The 20,402-nt window shown below is 64.2% G+C and carries 18 protein-coding genes; 2 read left to right on the plus strand and 16 right to left on the minus strand.

Translation table 11 applies throughout. From position 1 onward, the window contains the following. The first annotated feature begins 136 nt into the window (after positions 1 to 136). Positions 137 to 511 carry a VanZ family protein gene (locus QQZ18_RS12605; RefSeq protein WP_284541273.1) on the plus strand — a complete coding sequence of 125 codons (375 nt, stop codon included), beginning with the start codon at positions 137 to 139 and terminating at the stop codon, positions 509 to 511. Positions 512 to 514: 3 nt separating this feature from the next. Here the strand turns inward: QQZ18_RS12605 and QQZ18_RS12610 are convergent, their stop codons facing one another. The 5 genes from QQZ18_RS12610 to QQZ18_RS12630 all read right to left on the minus strand — a co-directional run bounded on the left by QQZ18_RS12610 (position 515) and on the right by QQZ18_RS12630 (position 5,442). Further along, entirely contained in the window at positions 515 to 1,279 is a 765-nt protein-coding gene (locus QQZ18_RS12610; RefSeq protein WP_284541274.1) for a DeoR/GlpR family DNA-binding transcription regulator, read from the minus strand. Between the two features lie 138 nt (positions 1,280 to 1,417). Next, a complete protein-coding gene (locus QQZ18_RS12615; protein ID WP_284541275.1) occupies positions 1,418 to 2,236 on the minus strand; it encodes an ABC transporter permease in 819 nt (272 codons plus the stop codon). Between the two features lie 3 nt (positions 2,237 to 2,239). Next, positions 2,240 to 3,118, minus strand: a complete 879-nt coding sequence (locus QQZ18_RS12620; protein WP_284541276.1) for an ABC transporter permease — start codon at positions 3,116 to 3,118, stop codon at positions 2,240 to 2,242. Position 3,119: 1 nt separating this feature from the next. Next, positions 3,120 to 4,226: an ABC transporter ATP-binding protein gene (locus tag QQZ18_RS12625; protein WP_284541277.1), complete on the minus strand. Its 1,107-nt coding sequence runs from the start codon at positions 4,224 to 4,226 to the stop codon at positions 3,120 to 3,122. Positions 4,227 to 4,302: 76 nt separating this feature from the next. After that, complete coding sequence (locus QQZ18_RS12630; RefSeq protein ID WP_284541278.1) at positions 4,303 to 5,442, minus strand: ABC transporter substrate-binding protein; 1,140 nt, start codon at positions 5,440 to 5,442, stop codon at positions 4,303 to 4,305. A 300-nt stretch (positions 5,443 to 5,742) separates the two neighbouring features. On the opposite strand from QQZ18_RS12630, the gene fabG reads away from it, so the two are divergent. Continuing rightward, complete coding sequence (gene fabG, locus QQZ18_RS12635) at positions 5,743 to 6,519, plus strand: 3-oxoacyl-ACP reductase FabG (protein ID WP_284541279.1); 777 nt, start codon at positions 5,743 to 5,745, stop codon at positions 6,517 to 6,519. Positions 6,520 to 6,570: 51 nt separating this feature from the next. On the opposite strand, the gene QQZ18_RS12640 is transcribed toward fabG, so the two are convergent. From QQZ18_RS12640 to QQZ18_RS12690, 11 genes are all read right to left on the minus strand, one after another. Continuing rightward, positions 6,571 to 7,899, minus strand: coding sequence for an aspartate aminotransferase family protein (locus QQZ18_RS12640; RefSeq protein ID WP_284541280.1), 1,329 nt, complete (start codon positions 7,897 to 7,899; stop codon positions 6,571 to 6,573). Further along, positions 7,896 to 8,900: a phosphotransferase enzyme family protein gene (locus tag QQZ18_RS12645; RefSeq protein WP_284541281.1), complete on the minus strand. Its 1,005-nt coding sequence runs from the start codon at positions 8,898 to 8,900 to the stop codon at positions 7,896 to 7,898. The genes QQZ18_RS12640 and QQZ18_RS12645 overlap by 4 nt, the downstream gene beginning before the upstream one ends. A gap of 458 nt (positions 8,901 to 9,358) precedes the next feature. After that, entirely contained in the window at positions 9,359 to 10,294 is a 936-nt protein-coding gene (locus QQZ18_RS12650; protein ID WP_284541282.1) for an ABC transporter substrate-binding protein, read from the minus strand. A 271-nt stretch (positions 10,295 to 10,565) separates the two neighbouring features. Then, positions 10,566 to 11,573 carry an ABC transporter permease subunit gene (locus tag QQZ18_RS12655; RefSeq protein ID WP_284541283.1) on the minus strand — a complete coding sequence of 336 codons (1,008 nt, stop codon included), beginning with the start codon at positions 11,571 to 11,573 and terminating at the stop codon, positions 10,566 to 10,568. A 31-nt stretch (positions 11,574 to 11,604) separates the two neighbouring features. After that, a complete protein-coding gene (locus QQZ18_RS12660; protein WP_284541284.1) occupies positions 11,605 to 13,152 on the minus strand; it encodes a sugar ABC transporter ATP-binding protein in 1,548 nt (515 codons plus the stop codon). After that, positions 13,136 to 14,404: an ROK family protein gene (locus tag QQZ18_RS12665; RefSeq protein WP_284541285.1), complete on the minus strand. Its 1,269-nt coding sequence runs from the start codon at positions 14,402 to 14,404 to the stop codon at positions 13,136 to 13,138. Before QQZ18_RS12665 ends, QQZ18_RS12660 begins: the two co-directional genes overlap by 17 nt. Positions 14,405 to 14,676: 272 nt before the next feature. Continuing rightward, positions 14,677 to 16,236 carry a D-aminopeptidase gene (locus tag QQZ18_RS12670; protein WP_284541286.1) on the minus strand — a complete coding sequence of 520 codons (1,560 nt, stop codon included), beginning with the start codon at positions 16,234 to 16,236 and terminating at the stop codon, positions 14,677 to 14,679. An 85-nt stretch (positions 16,237 to 16,321) separates the two neighbouring features. Next, entirely contained in the window at positions 16,322 to 17,140 is an 819-nt protein-coding gene (locus QQZ18_RS12675; RefSeq protein ID WP_284541287.1) for an ABC transporter permease, read from the minus strand. After that, positions 17,137 to 17,925, minus strand: a complete 789-nt coding sequence (locus QQZ18_RS12680; RefSeq protein WP_284541288.1) for an ABC transporter ATP-binding protein — start codon at positions 17,923 to 17,925, stop codon at positions 17,137 to 17,139. Before QQZ18_RS12680 ends, QQZ18_RS12675 begins: the two co-directional genes overlap by 4 nt. A gap of 64 nt (positions 17,926 to 17,989) precedes the next feature. Further along, entirely contained in the window at positions 17,990 to 19,030 is a 1,041-nt protein-coding gene (locus QQZ18_RS12685; protein WP_284541289.1) for an ABC transporter substrate-binding protein, read from the minus strand. A 186-nt stretch (positions 19,031 to 19,216) separates the two neighbouring features. After that, positions 19,217 to 20,338: a DmpA family aminopeptidase gene (locus tag QQZ18_RS12690; protein WP_284541290.1), complete on the minus strand. Its 1,122-nt coding sequence runs from the start codon at positions 20,336 to 20,338 to the stop codon at positions 19,217 to 19,219. Positions 20,339 to 20,402 lie beyond the last annotated feature (64 nt).

Consider the following 20,402-nt stretch of genomic DNA (forward strand, 5'->3'; position numbering starts at 1 on the left):
AGCTTTTTCCGCCGCCGGGGCGACCAGTCTTCGGCGGCGCTTTTCGCCGGCCATCAGGCCTTTCGCCTTGTCGACGCCTTCTTTACCGGCGACACGGCAGAATGCGTAGACGCATAAGGACGGCAGGAGCGAAGAGATGAAGCTGGAACATATCGGGCGCAAGTTGTTCCAGATGTCGGGCATTCTCTCACTCGCCGTGATCGTGGTGCTGTCCCTCCTGCCGGGCGCCGAGCGGCCGCATGTCTTCGGGTCGGGCAACGTCGAGCATCTGCTCGCCTACGCCGGCGCGGCCTTCTTTGCCTCCACGCTGCCGCCCTTGCGCGGGTGGCGGATCGTGCTGCTGCTGTCCGCGGCATCGCTTCTGTTCGAAGGCATTCAGATATTCATTCCCGGTCGTGGCCCGGGGCTCGACAACTGGGCCGCCTCGACGCTCGGGGCGATCATCGGGCTTGTTCTCGCCCGCGCTTTCGTGACCGTGGCACGCACCACGCTGGCGATCGTTTCTCGCTGAACCTCAGCTCGCCGCCACAAGCTCCACGCCCGACTGCCGGAGCGTCGCGGCCAGTTTCTCGGGCGGCGGCGCATCGGTGACGAGCGCATCGACATCCCGCCACGGCGCGTAACGCGAGGGAAAGATGGCGTCGAACTTGGAATGGTCGGCCACCACCACGCACTTGGCAGCGCGCGCCACCATCGCCGTATAGACCGCGCCGCATTCGAGCAGGGCCTCCGACGGGCCGTCGACGGCAAGGCCCGACGCTCCGGTGATGGCGTAGTCGGCGTAGAAGTTGCCGAGGAAGGACACCGTGTGCACGCCGACCGTGGCGCCTTCGCTGGAATGATAGTCGCCGGGCAGCATCAGCACCTTGATGGTCGGGTTGAAGGCCAGCACCGTCGCCACGCCGAAAGAATGGGTGATGACGGTGATGTTCTTCATTTCCACGGCGATGCGGCGGGCTACGTGGACCGTGGTGGCGCCGGAGCCGATCATCAGCACATGGCCGTCACCGATGACCTTCAGGGCGGCGCGCGCGATGCGCTGGCGCTCTTCGACAAACAGGCGGTGGCGTTCGGTGACGGACGGCTCGCTGGAGAGCGGGCGGACGGCGCCACCGTAGGTCCTGTTGAGCAGGCCCTGCGTCGTCAACTCGTCGAGGTCGCGCCGGATGGTTTCCGTGGAAACATCGAGCCGACGGGCGAGTTCGGCGACGCGCAGCGACGGACTTGAATCGAGCTCCGCCAGAATCTGCGTCTGCCGCGATGATTTGGTCCGCTTCATTTCACGCGCCATTGTCCCGTTGGCCGATCAGGTCCGATTCGGCCATCCTCTTGATCTCCGAGGTTTTCAGGTCGAGGTGACGACGGTCAAGGCGTCTTATTGGCTGCCTCAATCGCCGGTGGGCTTCCAGCCCTAGCTTCACCCTTCCCGCGCCCGCAGTGCAGCGCGACGCCGGATCAGGAAGCGGATGAGGCCGCCACCCAGAAGAAGCGCGGCCGCCGTCAGCGTGCTCATGGTGCCGAGAGCCGGGACCATCGGCGTATAGCCGGCCACCATCTTGGAATAGAGCCACTTCGGAATCGTCGAGTCGGCACCGGCCGTGTAGAGCGATAGCGGGAAGTTGCCCCAGGACAGCAGGAAGGCGAACAGCGCGCCCGACCAGATGCCCGGCCACAGGATGGGCAACGTGACCGTGCGGAGCGTGAACAGGCGCGAGGCGCCGAGATCGCTGGCCGCCTCCTCCAGGACGGGGTCGAAACTGAACACCTGGATGGCGATCACCAGCGTCACCACCGGCACGATCCAGACGAGATGGGCGACGACGGCCGTCTTCCAGGTGGGACTGATGCCGAGCGCATTGAACCACAGGAGCAGCGCGAGGCCGAGCACCGGCTGAGGAAAGAAGATCGGCAGCAGCAAGAGGCGCTGGAAGGCGCGACGGCCCTTCCAGGGATAGCGAGCGAAGGCCAACGCGCCGAAGAAGGCGAAGAGAACGCTGAGCACCGTGACGATCAGGGCGATCAGCACCGAGTTCTGCACGAGGACGTGGATCTCGAAGGAGTCCCTGGTCCTGCCCCACCACTCGGTTGAAAAGACCCGGATCGGGAAGGCGAAGTAGCGCCCCTTGGAAAGCCCGGCCAGAGCGCCGCAGGCGATCGGCAGGTAGATCGCCAGCACGACGAAGGTCGTCCAGGCACGGATGACGAAATGGGTGCGGGTGCGGCCGACGGTCTGCATGGCTCAGCGCTTTCCGAGGATCTTGTCGAGGTCGAGCCGAGCCATGGCGGAGAGCGCCAGACCGGAGACGATAAGGACGAGGATGAGGGCGAGCGCCGATCCCATCGGCCAGTTCTGGGCGTAGGTGAAGGCCACCTCGATGTCTTGGGTGATGGTGATCACCGACTGGCCGCCGAGGATCTTGGCTTCGGCCACGGCGCCGGCAGCCAGCACGAAAGTCAAGAGCGCACCGATCAGGATACCCGGCATGGCGAGCGGCAGTTCCACCTCGCGCCAGATCATCAGCCTACCCGCCCCTAGGTCGCTCGCGGCATCGACCAGATCGCGCGGGATCATGGCGATGCCGAGCGTCATGGGGAACAGCATGAACGGCAGGTAGACGTAGACCATGCCGAAGAGAGTGATGCCCGGCGTGTAGAGAAGCTCGGGACCGCCGGAGAAGCCGAGCCATTTCAGCGCACCGTCGAGGACGCCGTTCTTTATGAAGAACAGCACCCAACCGTAGAGACGGACGTTTTCGGAAACGAAGAGAGGAAAGACGAACAGCACCGACACTAGGCCGGACCACTTGCCGAACACCTTGTTGAGGCCGAAGGCGATCGGGTAGCAGACGACGAGAAGGATGGCCACGCAGGCGAAGGCGAGCGCCAGCGACCAGACGAAGGACGTCCAGACGGTATTGTTGGGGTCGAAGATCGCCGACAGATTTTCAAGTGTGAAGGACCTGAAGGCGTCGAAACTCTTGGGCGTCGCGAAGGCATAGGCGGCGACGGTGAGAAGTGGAGCGAGAAAGCCGGCGACCAAAAGGAAAAGCACCGGCAAGGAAGCGCGCAAACCGGGCGAGAGCTTCGGCGCGGGCCCAGAGAGTGAGCTTTCGGCCATCTCAGCCTCCCACCACGATGGCATTCCCGGCGTCCCAGCCGATCGTCACCTCGCCATCGCCCTTCCAGGCAGCGGCGCGCGGCACCTCGACAAGGAAGGTGCGGCCGGTGCGGCTTCTCACCTGGTATTGCAGGCGGGAGCCAAGCGAGTACTCGTTGAAGATGGTCCCCGTCAGCGTGTTGTCGACCCCGGCCTCGTCGGTGACGAAGCGCATGTATTCGGGGCGGATGACGACGCTGGCCTCGTCGCCGTCGATGACGAGGTTGGGCGTCACCGCCACCGGCTTGCCGTCGCGGCGCAGCCATCCGTCATCGGCACGGCGGATCGGCACGATGTTCACTTCGCCGAAGAACTCGGCAACGAACCGATCGGCTGGCGTCGAATAGATCTCTTCGGGCGTGCCGATCTGCACCACCTTGCCGGCGCGCATGACGCCGATACGGTCGGACATCACCATCGCCTCTTCGAGCGAGTGGGTGATGTAGACGAAGGTCTTTCCGCTCTCGCGATGCAGGTCCTTCAGCTCCTTTTCCAGGAGCTTCTTCAGCTTGTAGTCGAGGGCGGACAGCGGCTCGTCGAAGAACAGGACATCGGGATCGTAGGCGAAGGCGCGGGCCAGCGCCACGCGCTGCTTCTCGCCGCCCGAGCACAGCATGACGTTCTTGGAATAATAGTCCTCGGGCAGGCGCACCTTGGCCATCAGCTCCAGCGCCCGCCTGCGCCGCTCATCTGGCGCCATCTTGCGGACGCGCAGCGGGAACTCGATGTTGTCGCCCACCGTCATGTGCGGGAAGAGCGCCAGAGACTGGAACACCAGGCAGGTCGGCCGCCGGTTGGACGGCACGTCGTTGATCAGCTCGCCGCGCAAAGTGATGTAACCGTCGCTGGGGCTTTCGAGGCCAGCCAGCATCCTGAGCAGCGTCGTCTTGCCCGATCCCGATGGTCCGACGATGGTGACGAACTCCCCCTCCTCGATGTCGAGACTGATGCCGTCGACTGCCGCGAAACCATCGAACACCTTGCGAACATCGACGAGTTGCAGCACCGGTCGCGGAGACTTCTGGACGGGGGATGAAGCGGGCACTGGAGTGGCGGCGACAGACGACATGAGCGAGCGATCCTGAAAGCAGACCTGAGGAAACCATCCGCCGCGTGCGACGGACGGTCGTGTATCGGGCGGAAGATCAGCCGCGCTGGCGCTTGGCGCCGAGCATGATCTCCAGCGCCTTGTCGTAATCGGGCACGATGTCGTACTCGGCCGAACGCGCCATCTCTTCCTCGAGGCTGTCCCACTGGATGGCGTCGAGCTCTTCCTTGGTGAACAGGTCGAAGCAGGCCTTGTTGCCCATCTGGGCAACCGGGTTGAAGGTACCCTCGGCGAAGGCCACGGTGTGCGCCACCTCCGGGTCCTGAACGTACTGAAGGAACTCGGTCGCCAGCGGCGACAGCTGCGGATTGTTGACGGTCGAGGTGACCTCGATCCAGGAAACGCCGCCCTTGCCGTCGATCGGCCCCTTCAGCGGCGTGACGGCGCGCAGGTTCGGATAGCCGTCGGCACGGGCCGGCGATACCGAATAGGTGCCGCCGGTGAAGTGCAGGTCGATCTCGCCGGAGATCAGCGCCTGGTTCATGGTGGCGATGTCGCCGATCATCTTGGCGCCCTTGAAGATGCGGACGGCCGTTTCCTCGAACAGCTTGAAGTCGGCGTCCGTGTGCTCGACGAAGGGATTGATGCCGGCTGTCAGGAAGATGTCGAAGACATTCCAGTCGTCGGACTCGAGGATGCCGTACTTGCCGGCGAGCGACGGATCGTTGAAGAGGTTCCAGCCCTGCTCCTCGGCGGTGGCCCGGCTGATCTTGTCGGTATTGACGACGAAGGAATACGGCCCGAAGCGTTGGGCCATGCCAAGGAGATCCTTGCCGTCGTCGCTCATCGCCCAGCGATAGGGCGCCTTGAAGGCCGGCAGCATCTTGTCGAAATAGGGCTCGAAGGTCTCGCGCGGCAGCGGCTTGATCAGGCCGGCCGGCGCCATCACCTTGCGCGCCCAGGGGTTGTTGACGTTGATGAGGTCCCAGACGTTGGTCTCGCCGGCCCTGAGGCGGTTGATCATCGTCGGGTCGTTGGTAAGGCTCTCGGCCTTCACCGTGGCGCTCTTGGCCGACCGGAAGGGGTCGAGCACCTGCGCCGAGTTGTAGCCCTCCCAGCACAGAATGTTGAGCTCGCCTTCACGGGCGGCGAAGGCTCGGCTCGCGGAGAGAAGCGGGCCGGCAAAGGCGGCAGCCCCCATCATTTGCAACATGTTGCGCCTGGACATCGGTCCCATCGGAAAACCCTTTCCTGCTGACGGTTGGTCTGTTCCCTTTCGTTATGTTGGAAGTCTGTCGCAAAAATGTGCTGTTTACAACATCAATTTCGTTGGGCATGTTGATCCCAACGAGACGCAGCCTCGCGACCGGCGAAGGACCTACCGGGTTGCAGAGCGAGATCATCACCCGCTGAAATCCTCTGTTTTTCGGGGAATCATCGCGTACCCGCCATGCCGCATCTTTTTTGATCGACGGCTGCCGCAGACATGATCGATGTGCTGGATTTTTGGTCAAACAACAACAGAAGGTGGAACTTGATGTTGCAGTCACTACACGGAAGGACGGTGATCGTCACCGGTGGCAGCCGGGGCATCGGCAAGGGCATCGCCCTTCGTTTCGGCGAGGCCGGCCTCAACGTGCTGGTGGTATCGCGCAGCGAATCCGATGCGTCAGCCGTCGCCAGGACGATCGGACCGAACGCCAGCGGTTTCAGTGCCGACGTGTCGACGCCGGAGGGATGCACGGCGATGGCGAAGGCGGCGCTCGATCGCTACGGCGCCATCAACGTGCTGTGCGCCAACGCCGGAATATTTCCGGCGGCCAAGCTGTCGGACATGACGCCGGCCGACTTCGACCATGTGATCTCCACCAACCTTCGCTCCACATTCCTCAGCGTATCGGCGGTGTTGCCGGCCATGACGGCGGCGGGCAGCGGTCGCATCGTTCTGACGTCTTCCATTACCGGCCCCGTGACCGGCTATCCCGGCTGGTCGCACTATGGCGCCAGCAAGGCTGGTCAACTCGGCTTCATGCGCACTGCGGCGATCGAACTGGCGCCGAAAGGCATCACCGTCAACGCGGTTCTGCCCGGCAACATCTTCACCGAAGGACTTGAGGGAATGGGGCCGGACTACATCGCCAAGATGGAGGCGTCGATCCCACTGAAGCGACTGGGCACGGTGGCCGACATCGCCAACGCTGCCCTGTTCTTTGCCTCCGAGGAGGCCGCCTACATCACCGGGCAGACCATCACCGTCGACGGCGGCCAGATCCTGCCGGAAAGCCTGGGCGCGCTGGAAGCCATGGAGGGGTGAGTTTCCGGGGTGGCGGCGCCAGAAGGCGCCGCTCCTCCGGCTTGCATCCGTTCAACGGTCAGCAAGAATCGACTTCAGCGTTTCCACAAAGAAGTCGGCATTTTCCCTTGAGAAGCAGAGCGGTGGCCGGATCTTCAGCGTGCTGCCCCATAGGCCGGCGGCACCGATCAGGATGCCGCGCTCCTTCATGGCGTTGATGACCGAGGTAGCCAGCCCTTGATCGGGACGACCGTCGGCATCGATGAAATCCAGGCCGATGAAGAGGCCGGCTCCGCGCACCGCGCCGATATCGCGGCGGTTGCCCATCACCTGGGTAAGGCTGGCCTTGAAATAGGCTCCGACATTCCGAGCGTTGTCGACCAGCCCTTCCCTCTCGATGACGCCGAGCACGGCCGCCCCGGCAGCGGCAGCCACCGGATTGCCGCCGAAGGTGTTGAAATATCCGGTCTCCTCGCAGAACAGCGACAGAAGGTCGGGCCGGGTGACGACGCCGGCCATCGGGAAGCCGTTGCCCATAGGCTTGCCCATGGTGACGACGTCGGGAACGATGCCATGTCGCGAGAAGCCCCACAGACCGCCGCCGGTGCGACCGAAGCCAGGCTGCACCTCGTCTGCGATGAAGAGACCGCCGGCCTTGTGCGCCACCTCGTCAGCCGACCTCAGGAAACCGGGCGGATCGGCGAAGATGCCGTCCGAAGAAAAGATGGTGTCGACAATGACGGCCGCGAAACCGATGCCCTTTTCTTCGAGATCGTCGATCGCCGCCTGAAGGTTGCCGGCGAAGAAGGCCGCAACATCGCCGCCCGGCGCCAAAGCCGGATCGGGCTCGGGGATGACGCGGACAAAGTCTGGCACCGGCTTCGACTTCATCGACGATGGCGATATGGCCGTCACGTGATGGGTGTTGCCGTGATAGGCGGCACGCGTGACGACGAACCCGCGCTTGCCCGTCGCCGCCTCGGCGATGCGCATGGCGAGATCGTTGCTCTCGGAGCCGGTGCAGGTCATCGTGAGGTTGGAGAGCGGCGCCGGAAACTTCGACAACAGCTTCTCGGCATAGGCTTCAACTGGCCGAGTCAGGTAGCGGGTATGAATGTTGAGAACGGCGATCTGCGCGGCCACCGCCTCGGCAACGGCGGGATGGGAATGCCCGATTGACGGAACGTTGTTGTAGACGTCGAGGTAGCGCTTGCCGTGGGCGTCGTACATGAAGACTCCTTCCGCCCGCACCATCTCGATCGGCTCCCTGTAGAAGAGAACCGACGAAGCGCCGAAGGTTGCCTGCCGCTTGGCGACCCGCGCCGCCAGTTCCGGCGCCAGCGCCGCCCCCTCCGAAGCCTCGAAGCGGTTGAGGGCGAGAATCTGCTTGGTCGGGCTCATGCCACCCCCTTCAGGAAATCGGAGCCAAGGTAGCGATCGGCGAGCTCGATGGTGCCGGCGGTGTATGCCGTACCCATGGACTGCGCCGTCGGCGTTTCCGAGTGAGAGGCGATCCAGGCGGTGAGCTGCATCCGCCTCAGCATCACCAGCATGGGCAACGCCGCCACCTGCTCGGGATCGAGCGAGGCGAGGCGAGCATAGCCGTCGAGCCAGGCCGCCATCAGTTCGGGTATGAAGGGAGCGGTCTCCATGAAGGAGATCGAAGCGGCAAAATCGTAGGCGAACCAGGAGAAGCCGCAGTCGTCAAAGTCGATGACGCCGAGCCGTTCCCCGTCGACCAAGAGGTTGGCGGCGCGCATGTCGGCATGGATCAGGCCGAACCGATCGGGCGACGTTCCGAAGGCCGCCGTTTCATGCTGAAGCCGGGCCGCCACCCGTTCCAGGATCGCCCGCCCGGCGGCGTCGAGGCCAAGCGCCGCGCGCCAGTCGCCCCAATAGGCGTTCGGGCCGATGATGGTGTCGAATGTCCAGGTCTTGCGGACAAACCCTGGCGGCGGCGACCACGCCCGACTGTGAGCGTGGAGACGGGCGGAGATTTCTCCGAGATGGCAATACCAGCGGGCGAGGTCGTCGGTCTCATCGGGCGCCTTGCCGCGCATGAACTCGAACGCCACGACGTTGCGGCGCGTTTCGCCATCGAAGAAGGTGGCGAGCAGCCGCCCATCCGTTGAGTGAAGCGGTGCCGGCGTGGCGATGACACCCGCTGCCCTGAGCGCCTCGATCCACTGGAGTTCAGAGGCGATCTCCTGGTCGCTGTGGTAGGCCGGACGATGGACGCGCAGGACCAGTTGGCGGCCTCCTTCCGCGTCGTCCACCTTGAAGGTGGCATTCTCGGAAATGGTCAGCAGCGACAGTTCCGCTGTTTCGTCGATATTCCAAGTCGGTAGCGCCGAGCGCAGGCCACCTTCGAGACGGGCGAGAAAGGCATCATGATAAAGCATGCTGGCCGGATCCGTGCAGGACTATATTTGCAGATGCAACAACATTAATGTTGGAATTGCAACATTAAAAACTGGTCACTCCCACAGCGGAAGCCAGTGCAGGCTCCCATTGGCGGAATTTGTCGCCCCGGAGCTTTCGGCGATCAAGTCAGTTCAACCAATTGGCGGACGCCTCGACCGTGTCCCATGGCAGACCGGCCGGCATAGGCTCGATCTGTCGCCCATTGTGCTGGCAGCCATCGACGCTTCGACCCTGACTGCCGCCACCGGCGGGCGACAAGCGAGCCGATGCTGATTGCAACGGACTTCGGCGGATTGGAATCCAATCTTGTCTCTGAGCGCAAGATATTCCAGGCACAAGCCGGATGACGCATCACCACGCCTTGGCTCCTCAAGCAAAAATCCCCGGGGAGCTTATCCCCGGGGACCACGTTCAGGAGGAGATTTGCCGCTTGCGATCAGCGAGCCGCCGTCCAGCCCTTGTAGTCGGCGATGTTCTCGCGCGTCACCAGCTTGGAGGGAAGCAGCGTTACCTGCTGCGCCGGCTTCTTGCCGTTGATCAGGTCGATGCCGATCTGCGTGGCGAGCTGGGCCATGGCATAGGGATCCTGGCTCGACGAGGCGACGACGAGCGACGACGTGTCCTTCAGCTCGGCCTCGATGTCCGGCGCGCCGTCAACAGCGGTGATGAACAGGTTCGTGCGGTTGGCCTGCTTGGCGGCAAGGCTGGCGCCAATGCCCGTCGGGTCGTTGATGGCGAACACGGCGTCGATCTTCTCGAAGCGCGTCAGCATCGACTGCATGACGTTCAGGCCGCCGTCGCGCGAGCCCTTGGCGTCCTGGTCGTCCGAGAGAACCTTGATGCCGGAGTTGGCGCCGAACACCTTCTTGCAGCCGACGACGCGGTCGGTGACGGCCGAGACCTGCGGGCCGTTGACGATGACGACGTCACCCTTTCCTTGAAGCTTGTCGACGATGTACTGGCAGGCGATCTCGCCGGCCTGGACGTTGTCGGTCGTCACGGTGGCGTCGGCGCCGTCGGCGGCGGTATCAACGGCCACGACGGGAATGCCGGCGGCCTGAGCGCGGGCGATGGCGGGCGCCACGGCCTTCGGATCGGCCGGGTTCAGAAGGATCAGGTCGACGCCGGCGGCGATGAAGTTGTCGATCTGGGTGAACTGCTTGTTCATGTCGTAGTCGTAGCCGAGCGCGGTGACTTCGACGTTGGGATTGACTTCCTTGGCCTTGTCCGTCGCGCCGGTCGCGAGAGCCACGAAGAACGGATTGCCCATCGAGCCGAGCGAGATGCCGATCTTGTTGAGGTCTTTGGCCGAGGCGGCGCCGGTCAGAGCGACAACGGCGGCGGCGGCAAGCAGAATGCTGCGAGACTTCATGACTATGTTCCTCCTTGGGATGCCGGCTGAGTCAGGCGGATCTCCTCCCGCCCGACGCGCCCGCTATGTCCGGCCGGCCGCGAGGCGGTCCCGCCGGTGGATTGCAGGGGCGCCGCGACTACCGGACCTGGCCGGCGGAAACGTCACCCCAGATGCGGAGGCGGGGACGGCCCGCCGCCGAATTGCCTGGATTGGGCAAAATGCGTTTCCCAATCCTTCGTTTTCTCGCATCCGCCTGGTCCGAAAAGCCTCCAACTTTTCGGGCAGATGCTCAGGTCCGCGCACCACCTTGCGAACGGACGCGGTCGAGCGCCACGGCGATGATGATGACGAGGCCCTTGATGATGTACTGCCAGATGTCGGAGACGCCGATCAGCACCAGCCCGTTGGACAGCACGGCGATGATCAGCGCGCCGATCAGCGTGCCCCAGATGGAGCCGACACCGCCGGTGAACGAAGTACCGCCGAGGATGACCGCCGCGATGGCGTCGAGTTCGTAGGACTGGCCGAGCTGGGTGCCGTTGGCGGCGAACAGACGCGCCGCGCTCATCACGCCGCCGAGGCCGGCCATCAGGCCCGAGAAGCCGTAGACGAACAGGAATACCGCCCAGACCTTGATGCCGGAGAGGCGGGCGGCGCTCTCGTTGCCGCCGGTGGCGTAGATGTGCACGCCGAGCACCGTCCGGCGCAGGATGATCCAGGTGACGATGACCGACAGGAAGGCGATGATCACCAGCCAGGGGATGCCGAACAGGTAGCCGTTGCCGATGAAGGCGAAGGGCAGATGCGAGTTGAAGACGGTGGTGTCGTTGCCGAGCAATCGGGCGACGCCGCGCACGGCGGTCAGCGAGCCGAGCGTCGAGATGAACGGCGGCAGGCCGATGAAGGCGACCAGCGAACCGTTGATGAGGCCGAACAGCAGGCCGGCGAACAGCGCCAGCGGAATGCCGATCATGCCCATGTCGGGGATCAGCGAGCCCATGACCGCCACCATGGCCGAGGCGGCCAGGATGGAGCCGACGGAGAGGTCGATGCCGCCGGTGAGGATCACCGCCGTCATGCCGCAGGCCAGAACGGTGTTGATCGACGCCTGCTGCGTCACGATCGACAGGTTCTGCGGCGAGATGAAGCGGCCGGACATCAGCTGGAAGGCGATGCCGAGCAGGATCAGGATCGGCAGCATGCCGACCGTGCGAATGATCTGCTGGATGAGGACCTGGCGATTGGCAGCGGCCTTCTCGCGGGTGAGATCGGCGGCCGACGAGGTTTCCTGGGACATGGCGGTTCCCTTGCTTACGTTTCTTGTGACTTCAGGCAGCCGGTGCGCTCGGGTGAGCGAGGCCGGCAGCCAAGGCAATGATGTTTTCCTGGGTGATCGCGATGCCGGTGGTGCCGCCGACCTCGCCGACGATATGACCTTCCCGCATCACCAGCACACGGTCGGCGATGCCGACCACTTCAGGCATCTCCGAGGAGATGACCAGCACGCCGACGCCCGCTTTCACGAGGTCGTCGATGATGCGATAGATTTCCGACTTGGCGCCGATGTCGACGCCACGCGTCGGCTCGTCGAGGATCAGCACGCGCGGCTTGGTTTCCAGAAGGCGCGACAGCAGAACCTTCTGCTGGTTGCCGCCGGACAGTGAACCGACCTCGACGATCGGGCCGGCCACGCGGATCGACAGCGCCTTGATGGCATCGACCGCCCTGAGCTTGGCCTTCTTGAGATCGAGAAGGCCACCCTTGCCGGCGTCACGACCGATCACCTGCAGATTGATGTTCTCCTGCACCGTCATGTCGAGGAACAGGCCCTGCCCTTTGCGGTCCTCGGTGAGATAGACGATGCCGGAATCCACCGCCTGGATCGGCTTGTTGATGTCGAGCGGCTTGCCGTCGAGCGCCACCGTTCCGCTCTTGCGACCGTCGGCGCCGTAGATCAGGCGGGCGAGCTCGGTGCGTCCCGACCCGACCAGTCCGGCAAGGCAGAGAACCTCGCCACGGTGCAGGTCGAGAGAACAACCGCGGACGCGGTGGCCATCGCTCATGTCGCGAACCGACAGGATCACCTCGCCGCGGCTGCCCTTGGCGTCGTGGTCCTTCTTGTAGAACTTGGACAAGTCGCGGCCGACCATCATCTTGACCAGCGCCTCGGCCTTGAGGTCCTCGCGCATCAGCGTGCCGACGTAGCTGCCGTCGCGCAGCACCGAGCAGCGGTCGCCCAGCTCGTAGACCTCCGCCATGCGGTGCGAGATGTAGATGATGGCGAGACCATCGGCGCGCAGCGTGCGAATGAGGTCGAACAGCTTGTCGGTCTCGCGCGATGACAGGGCCGTCGTCGGCTCGTCCATGACCAGAATGCGGGCGTTGGCGTGAATGGCGCGGGCAATCTCCACCATCTGCCGTTCGGCGATCGACAGCGTCGAAACCACCGTCGTCGGGCCGAAGGTGGCGCCGAGGCGGTCGAGCACGCCCTGGCATTCGGCGCGCATGCGGGTCCGGTCGACCTGACCGCCCGACGACAGCTCGCGTCCGAGATAGATGTTCTCGGCCACCGTCAGGTTCGGCGACAGGCTGAGTTCCTGGTAGATGACGGCGATGCCCTTCGTCTTGGCGCTCAGCGGGCCGTCGATGTGGATCACCTCGCCATTGATGCGAAGTTCGCCGCCGGGATCGGCGCGGTAGGCGCCCGACAGGATCTTCATCAGTGTCGATTTGCCGGCACCATTCTCGCCCATCAGGGCGTGTACCTCGCCCGGATAGACGGTCAGCTCGACATTGGCGAGCGCCTTCACGCCGGGAAAGGTCTTGGAGATGCCGCGCATCTCAAGGATGGGTGTCGTCTCAGGCGCGGACGGCATAGTCTCTGAACTCCCTGAACATGGGCGCCGTACCGGTCAGGATCGACGAGCGCGGCGAGAAGTTGAAGAAGAGCGGCAGCGTGGCGGCGCCGAGCGCACCGGCCCGGGCCCGGAACGAGCCCTCGATCACCTGGGCTACGGGGACGCTTTCCGGTGCGGCGGTCGCGAGCGCCTTGGCGAGACGTTCGACGATGATCTCGACGAGGCCGCAGTCGAGATCGCCCTCGAGAATGACCTGGTCGACATCAAGCGCCGCCGTGGTGGAAAGGATGGCCGGGACGAAGGCAGCCACTGCGTCGTCGATCCACTCGTCGAAGGCGGCCGGTCGAGGCGCGCGGCGAAAAAGATCGCCAATCTCGGCCAGAGTATCGACGGCGTGACCGTGCCAGCGCAGGTGCCGCCGGAGCCCGGCCAGCGACGTCCGGGTCAGCAGGACGTCGAAGGAGCGCTCCGGCCGCGGCGCCGAGGGCAGCGCCGACGCCGGCACGGGCATCATGGCAAAGTCGCCGGCGTTGCCCCGACTGCCACGCAGGCAATCGCCATCGAGAACGACACCGCCGCCAACAGCGCCACCGATGAAAAGGTAGATGAAGTCCGATCGCGTCCGCCCATGACCATAGAACAGTTCGGCAATGGCGGCGGCATTGCCGTCGTTCTCAAGAAAAACGGGAATGCCGGTCTGCGCCTCAAGGGCGGCGCCGAAATCGAAGTCGTCCCACAGGCGGAAGGAACTGGCCGGCAACTCCAGCTCGCGCAGCCAGCTTCCCAGATGATAGGGTTGGGCAAGACCAATGCCGGCCAGCCGCTCCCAGCGTTCCGGCCCGATTTCCGTCTCGATCGACTTGATGTCGGCGACAACGGTCGCCAGCATGTCCTTGGGCGGCGGCAACAGCGTGTCATGCGCCCGGCTGGCGAGGATGCGCCCTCCGAAATCGACGCATATCGTCTCGTAGCCGACCCGGTCGATGCGAACGCCGATGGAATAGGCCCCCTCAGGCGCCAGCGCCAGCATGGTGGCCGGCTGACCGCGCAACCCCTCGCGCTTCTTGCCAAGCTCGACCACGAGCCCGGCGGCGGCGAGATAAGCGGTGATGGCGCCGATGGCGTTGTTGGTGAGGCCGGCCTCCCGAGCAAGATCGGTCTTGGACGCCTCGCCGAAACGGCGCAGCGCCTGTAGCACGATCCGCTCATTGTAGAGGCGCACCTGGGCAGAGTTCGACCCCTGCCCGGTCCGCGTCGTGCGGGCCGACATTCACACTCCCCCCGGAGCAGAGCAAAGCAACCGACTTGTCGACTGTTGAAGGTAGCGACGACGGCCTCCCAACCGTCGTCGCCCAGCCGAGGCAAGATCTCCCGTGCTTCCCTCGATTAATTAATTCACGATGAAGAACTTAGGTCCGATAACCCAGACCGTCAATTCAGCCAAAAGCATGAACGACATCCGATTGACTTCGGCATGGAGTCGGCGCATCGCGCGCAAATCTGACGCGCGATAATGTTGAATTGTTTCAATCGGTAAGGCGGTCAGCCGAGCCGTGTGTACGCAACGTTTCGGGCAAGCCAGCAGCCAAGGCCGAGCCCTTCGACCGCACCGCTTGCCGAACGCCGAACACGAACGGTCCAGTCGCCAGGGGCCGGCGCATCCATGCTGCGCGGGGTCGCCAACTTCCAGACATCGCCGGCAAACGGCCTCATCTGGTGCATCGGACCGCGACCGAGAAACCCATCGAAGCGCCCGGCAAAGGCGGGACCCACGGCCTCGATTTCCAGGAACGACTCGGTTTCATCGGACCAGTAGCGGCCGGCGATATCCGCCGAAACGTCGCCGTCGAGGCGGGCAGCCAGCCCGCGAAGATTGTCGCCCGGCCGATCAAGGCGAAGGCTACCTCCTTCCCGAGAAAGGCTCATTCCCGCCGAACGAGCCACGCCGTCCTCGCCCACCGACAACACCTCGGGGCCACCGCCCAGACTGGCGAGGACTGCGTTCCCGTGGGTCATGACCTCGACCGACAGGCCCGAGGTCGGTTCCAGGTAGGCGCCGGTCCAGCTCTTGTCGGCCGGGACGCCATCTCGCGGCCGGGACGGCCGGCCGAGCGCTGCACGCATCACGAAAAGGGCGGCGGCATGCGCATCGGCCTCATGGTTGAACATCACGACGACCGACAGTCGCTCGGCCGCGGCGTGCAGACGACGAATGCGGAAGCCGCGCAGCGCGCCACCATGTCCGGTTATGGCGACATCGTCGATTCGATCGTGCGCCAACCCCATGCCGTAACGGGCCGGGCGACCGTCGGAGAATGTCGTCGGCGCCGACAAACGCCCGTAAAGACCATCCGCATCGTTTCGGGTACGGTCGATGAAACCCTCCCACGCCAGCATGTCGTCAAGCGTTGCCGCGATGCCGGCATCGCCGGTCCAGAAGATGCGATTCGTCGCCGGGAACCAGCCGACCGCCGCGTTTCCCTCATGTCCAACGGTGCCATTGAGCGGTGTCGCGGTGTCGGCGGCGAGACGGGCATCGCGCATGCCGGCAGGCTCGAAAATGTAGCGTCGGTAGAGTTCGGCGAGCGAGCGGCCGGACTCCTCCTCAAGAAGATCCGACAGGATGCGGAAATTTCCATTGGAATAGGAGTATTGGCTGCCAGGTTCGAAATGTGTGGTCTTCATGCGGGCGAACAGCGGCAGCGCATCCTCCCGGCGAAAGACGCCCTCATGGTGAGCACCATGAAGCACGGTGAGCGCCCAGTAGTCGCGCAGTCCCGAGCGGTTGTCGCAGAGTTCGCGCATCGTCGGCCGTCGGCCCCGCAGATTCGGCAAGAAGCCGGCGAGTCGGTCATCGAGCGCCGATGGGTCGCCAACAAGGTCGAGCAAGACGCCGCAGGTCATCTGCTTGCTGATCGAGCAGATCGGCAGAAGGCGGGACGGCGTCATGGCAAGGCCGGCGTCGGGATCGGCATAACCCCACGCTTCCCGTGCGATGACCTCGCCGTCCTTCATCACGCCGACGGTGCCGCCCGGCCCCTTGAAACGCTCCGGCAGCGAGGCTAGGGCTGCGTCAAGGGCGGCACGATCGATCGACGACATTTTCAACTTTCCTTCGGATGGGGCGCATGGAGCTAAAGCGGCAAGGCGTCGCCGCGCAAGGCCTTTTCCGCCGAAGATCGTTCCGTCAGTGCGACATGGTGGACCGATGCGCCCATCCGGTCATCCGCTTCTCCACCCAGGCCATGATCGAGTACATGACGATACCCTCGACGGCGAGCGCCAGCAGGCCGGCGAAGACCAGGGGAACGTTGAACTGGCTCTGGGCCGAACTCATCAGATTGCCGAGGCCGTAGTTCGAGGCCACCGTCTCCGACACCACGGAGCCGACGAAGGCCAGCGTGATCGCCACCTTCAGAGAGCCAAAGAAATAGGGCATCGAGCGAGGGATGCCGACCTTCAGCATGATGTCGAGCTTCTTGGCGCCGAGCGCCCTGAGCACGTCCTCGGTTTCCGGCTCGATGGTGGCGAGGCCGGTGGCGACGTTGACGACGATCGGGAAGAAGGAAATCAGAAATGCCGTGAGCATGGCCGGGACCGCGCCGATGCCGAACCAGATGACCAGGATCGGCACCACCGCCACCTTTGGCACGGCATTGAAGCCGATCATCAGCGGATAGAGGCCGGCGTAGATCATCTTCGACCAGCCGATGAAAAGGCCGAGGGCAAGACCGCCGACCACGGCCATCAGAAAGCCAAGCGTCGTCGTGTAGAGCGTCTGCAGCGAGTTCTTCCAGATGGGTGACCAATACTGGTAGAAGGCCGCGAAGATGCGCGAGGGCGCCGGCAGTACGGTATAGGACAGATCGAAAATGCGGACCGACGCCTCCCAGATGGCGAACAGCGCAATGGTGTAGAGCCAGGGAGACGCCTTCACCCAGTCGATGCGGGCGACCAGAGGCTTTGCCTGTTCCGGCTTCTGAATGTCCTCGACCACGGCGCTCATGCCACCCTCCTCGCGTTGGCGATCTCGCCGTGCAGTTCGTGAACGACGTCGTTGAACGCCTTGTCGTAGGTGATCTCCAGGTCGCGCGGCCGCGCGAAAGGCACGCGGTGCTCGCGCAACACCCGGCCGGGACGGGCGCTCATCACCAGGATCTTGTCGGCGAGGAACACCGCCTCGCGCAGGTCGTGGGTGACCAGCACGATGGTGACGTCCTGAGCGGCATGCAGGTCGCGAATGACGCACCAAAGCTCTTCGCGGGTAAAGGCGTCGAGAGCGCCGAACGGCTCGTCCAGCATCAGAAGCTGCGGCTCGTGGATCAGCGCCCGGCAGAGGTTGGCGCGCTGCTGCATGCCGCCCGACAGTTGCCAGGGATATTTCGTCCCGAAGCCCTTGAGGCCGACCACCTCCAGAAGATGTTCGGCCTTCTCGACGTACTCAGCCTTGTGGGCACGCAAGCGCTTGCGGTGCTTCTCGACGATCTCCAGCGGCAGCAGGATGTTGTCGAGCGTGGTACGCCACGGCAGCAAGCTGGGGTTCTGGAAGGCCATGCCGACGATGCTCACCGGCTCGGTGACGTGCTGGCCGGCCACGATGACGTTGCCCGCCTGCGGTATATGCAGACCGGTGACGAGGCGCATCAGCGTCGACTTGCCGCAGCCGGACGGGCCGACCACGGCGGCGAACTCACCTTTGTCGACCTTGAAGGTAAGGTCGGCGACGGCCAGCGTTCCGCTGGTTCCGCCATAGCGCATGTCGACGTTCTCGATGGAGACCAAGTGAGTCATTGTCTGGCATTTCCAAGAAAGCAGAACCGGCCGAAGACCTCGGCCGGTTCACCACGCCTGGGGATCAGGGCAGCTTGCGGTCGCCTTCCGGCGGCAGGAAGCTCGCGTCGAACACCTTGTCGGCAGTCACCGCGCCCTTGAGGCCCATCGAGGTCTTCAGCGTCTCGATGGCGGCCGTCAGCCTGGCGGGATCGATGCCGCCCATGCCATGCTCGACGACATAGGGCGTCTTGATGTTCTGGGCGTTGGCCATGGTGAGGCGTTCGAGCTCGATGTCCGGATTCAGCGTCTCGTTGCGCTTCAGCACCGCGTCGACGCCTTCCTGCGGATTGGCCACGGCATCGGCAAAGCCCTTGGCCAGTGCCTTGAGCACACCCTTCACCACCTCGGGGTTTTTGGCGGCGAAGTCGGTGTTGACGGTGACGGTGTTGCCGTAGAGGTTGAGACCATGCTCGGCCATCAGGATGGGAGCGATGTCGTCCGCCGGTACGCCCTGAGCCTTGAGGTTCAGGATGACCGAGAACGAGAAACCGAAGACGGCGTCGACGTCGCCCTTAGCCAGCATCGGTTCACGGACCGGGAAGCCGACCGATTCAAGGGTGATCTTGCTGTCGTCGATGCCGGCCACCGCTTTGAAGGCCTTCCACTGGGCGAAGGCGCCATCCGGCGGCGGGGCGCCGAGTTTCTTGCCTTCGAGCGACTTGGGATCGTCGGTGATGCCGAGCGACTTGCGCCCCACGACGGCAAAGGTCGGACGGTCGTAGACCATGAAGACGCCCTTGATCTTCTGCGAGGGATCTTCGTCGAGCAGCTTGATCAGCGAGTTGATATCGCCGAAGCCCATATCGTAGGTGCCGGTGGCGACGCGCGAGATGGCCTCCACCGAACCGTTGCCGCTGTCGATGGTGACGTCCAGCCCTTCGGCCTTGAAGTAGCCCTTGTCGAGAGCCAGCAGGAAGCCGGCCGCCGGTCCCTCGAACTTCCAATCGAGCGTGAACTTGACGGGCGTATCGGCAAAGGCGGCCGTCGCGGCGACGAGCGAAGCGACCCCCGCGAGACCGGCAACGGCGGCTCTCGCGGCAAGGCGGCGGGCGGATTTCAGCATAACGTTCCCCTTATAGGCTTGTAATGACGCCATTTTGCCGGGGAAGCGAAGACGATTGCAAGCCAAATTGCTCAATGTCTAAGCAACATGCAATCTGCCTATAATTTAAACCATCAAGCGGATGACTTTGCCTTTCATGCAAGCAACCAGCTGTGGATAGCACGGAGGGCCGCTCAGGGAAGCCGTCTATCCGGCACGACCGAATGTTGCCAGCAGCCAGTCATGCGGCAGCGCCGGCATGAAGTTGCCGTCCCGGCCGGTCATGTCGGCATTGGCGACGAGTGCGTTGAGGATGGCCTCCTCAACCGCCTGGACGGTAGCGTCGAAGAAGGGATCGATATCGACATCCGGGATCGAGACCAACGATGCGAGGCGACCGGAACGACCGGCCGCAGCCTCGGCATTGGCCGTCGAGAAGGCGAGGAAGATATCGCCCGACGAGTTGTAGCCGAGGCCGCCGGTCCAAGCGATGCCGAGTGGCACGCGCCGGGCAATCCGCTTCAGTTGGTGCGGCAGGAGCGGCGCGTCGGTGGCGACAATGGCGATGATCGAGCTCTTTTCCGCGCGGGACGTGCGCTCGACCGGACGGGGTTCGGCAAGCTCCGTTCCGGCGCGATGGCCGCGGATCATGAGATTGCGACGCTTGCCGAAGTTGCTCTGAACGAACACGCCAAGCGTGAAGGTCTCGCCGCCCCAACGGACGCGACGCGATGACGTGCCGGACCCCGCCTTGAACTCGAAGGTGGACATGCCCGTACCGCCGCCGACCGACCCCTCCTCGATCGGCCCGGACACGGCGCCGTCAAGAGCGGCAAAGACGTGATCGTCGGTCAGATGATGGCCGTTGATGTCGTTGAGAAAGCCATCGTAGGTCTCGCCGGTCACCGGCAAGCCCCAGGCCGAGGCAAGAGCCTCAGGTCTTCTGGCCGCCACCCACTTCAGCGTCGCATCACGGGCGACACCAAGGGAGTGGGTGTTGGTGATGGTGATCGGCAGACTGAAGGCGCCAACCTCTTCCACAAGATGGATGCCGGTCAGTTCGCCATTGCCGTTGCCCGAAAAGAAGCCAGCAAGACAGGGACATGCAATGTCGGCTTGCGGGCGCGGCAGGATGGCCGTCACACCCGTCCGCACGGGACCATGGCCGACGTCCAGCGGTCCATCCCCGGAAATCAGCGTCGTGTAGCCGACACTGACGCCCGGCACATCGGTAATGGCGTTGTAGAGCCCCGGTTCGCCATCGAGGGGAATGGCGAAGGCACGAGCCCGTGGCCGGCTCGATGGTGTCGAGAGATGAAAATCGGTCACGATGGATACGTCTCCGGAGCGGCACGCAAAATCGGAAACGCAGGATAGGCACAGGGCAAACCGG

This window comes from Pleomorphomonas sp. T1.2MG-36, from assembly GCF_950100655.1.
Taxonomy (GTDB): domain Bacteria; phylum Pseudomonadota; class Alphaproteobacteria; order Rhizobiales; family Pleomorphomonadaceae; genus Pleomorphomonas.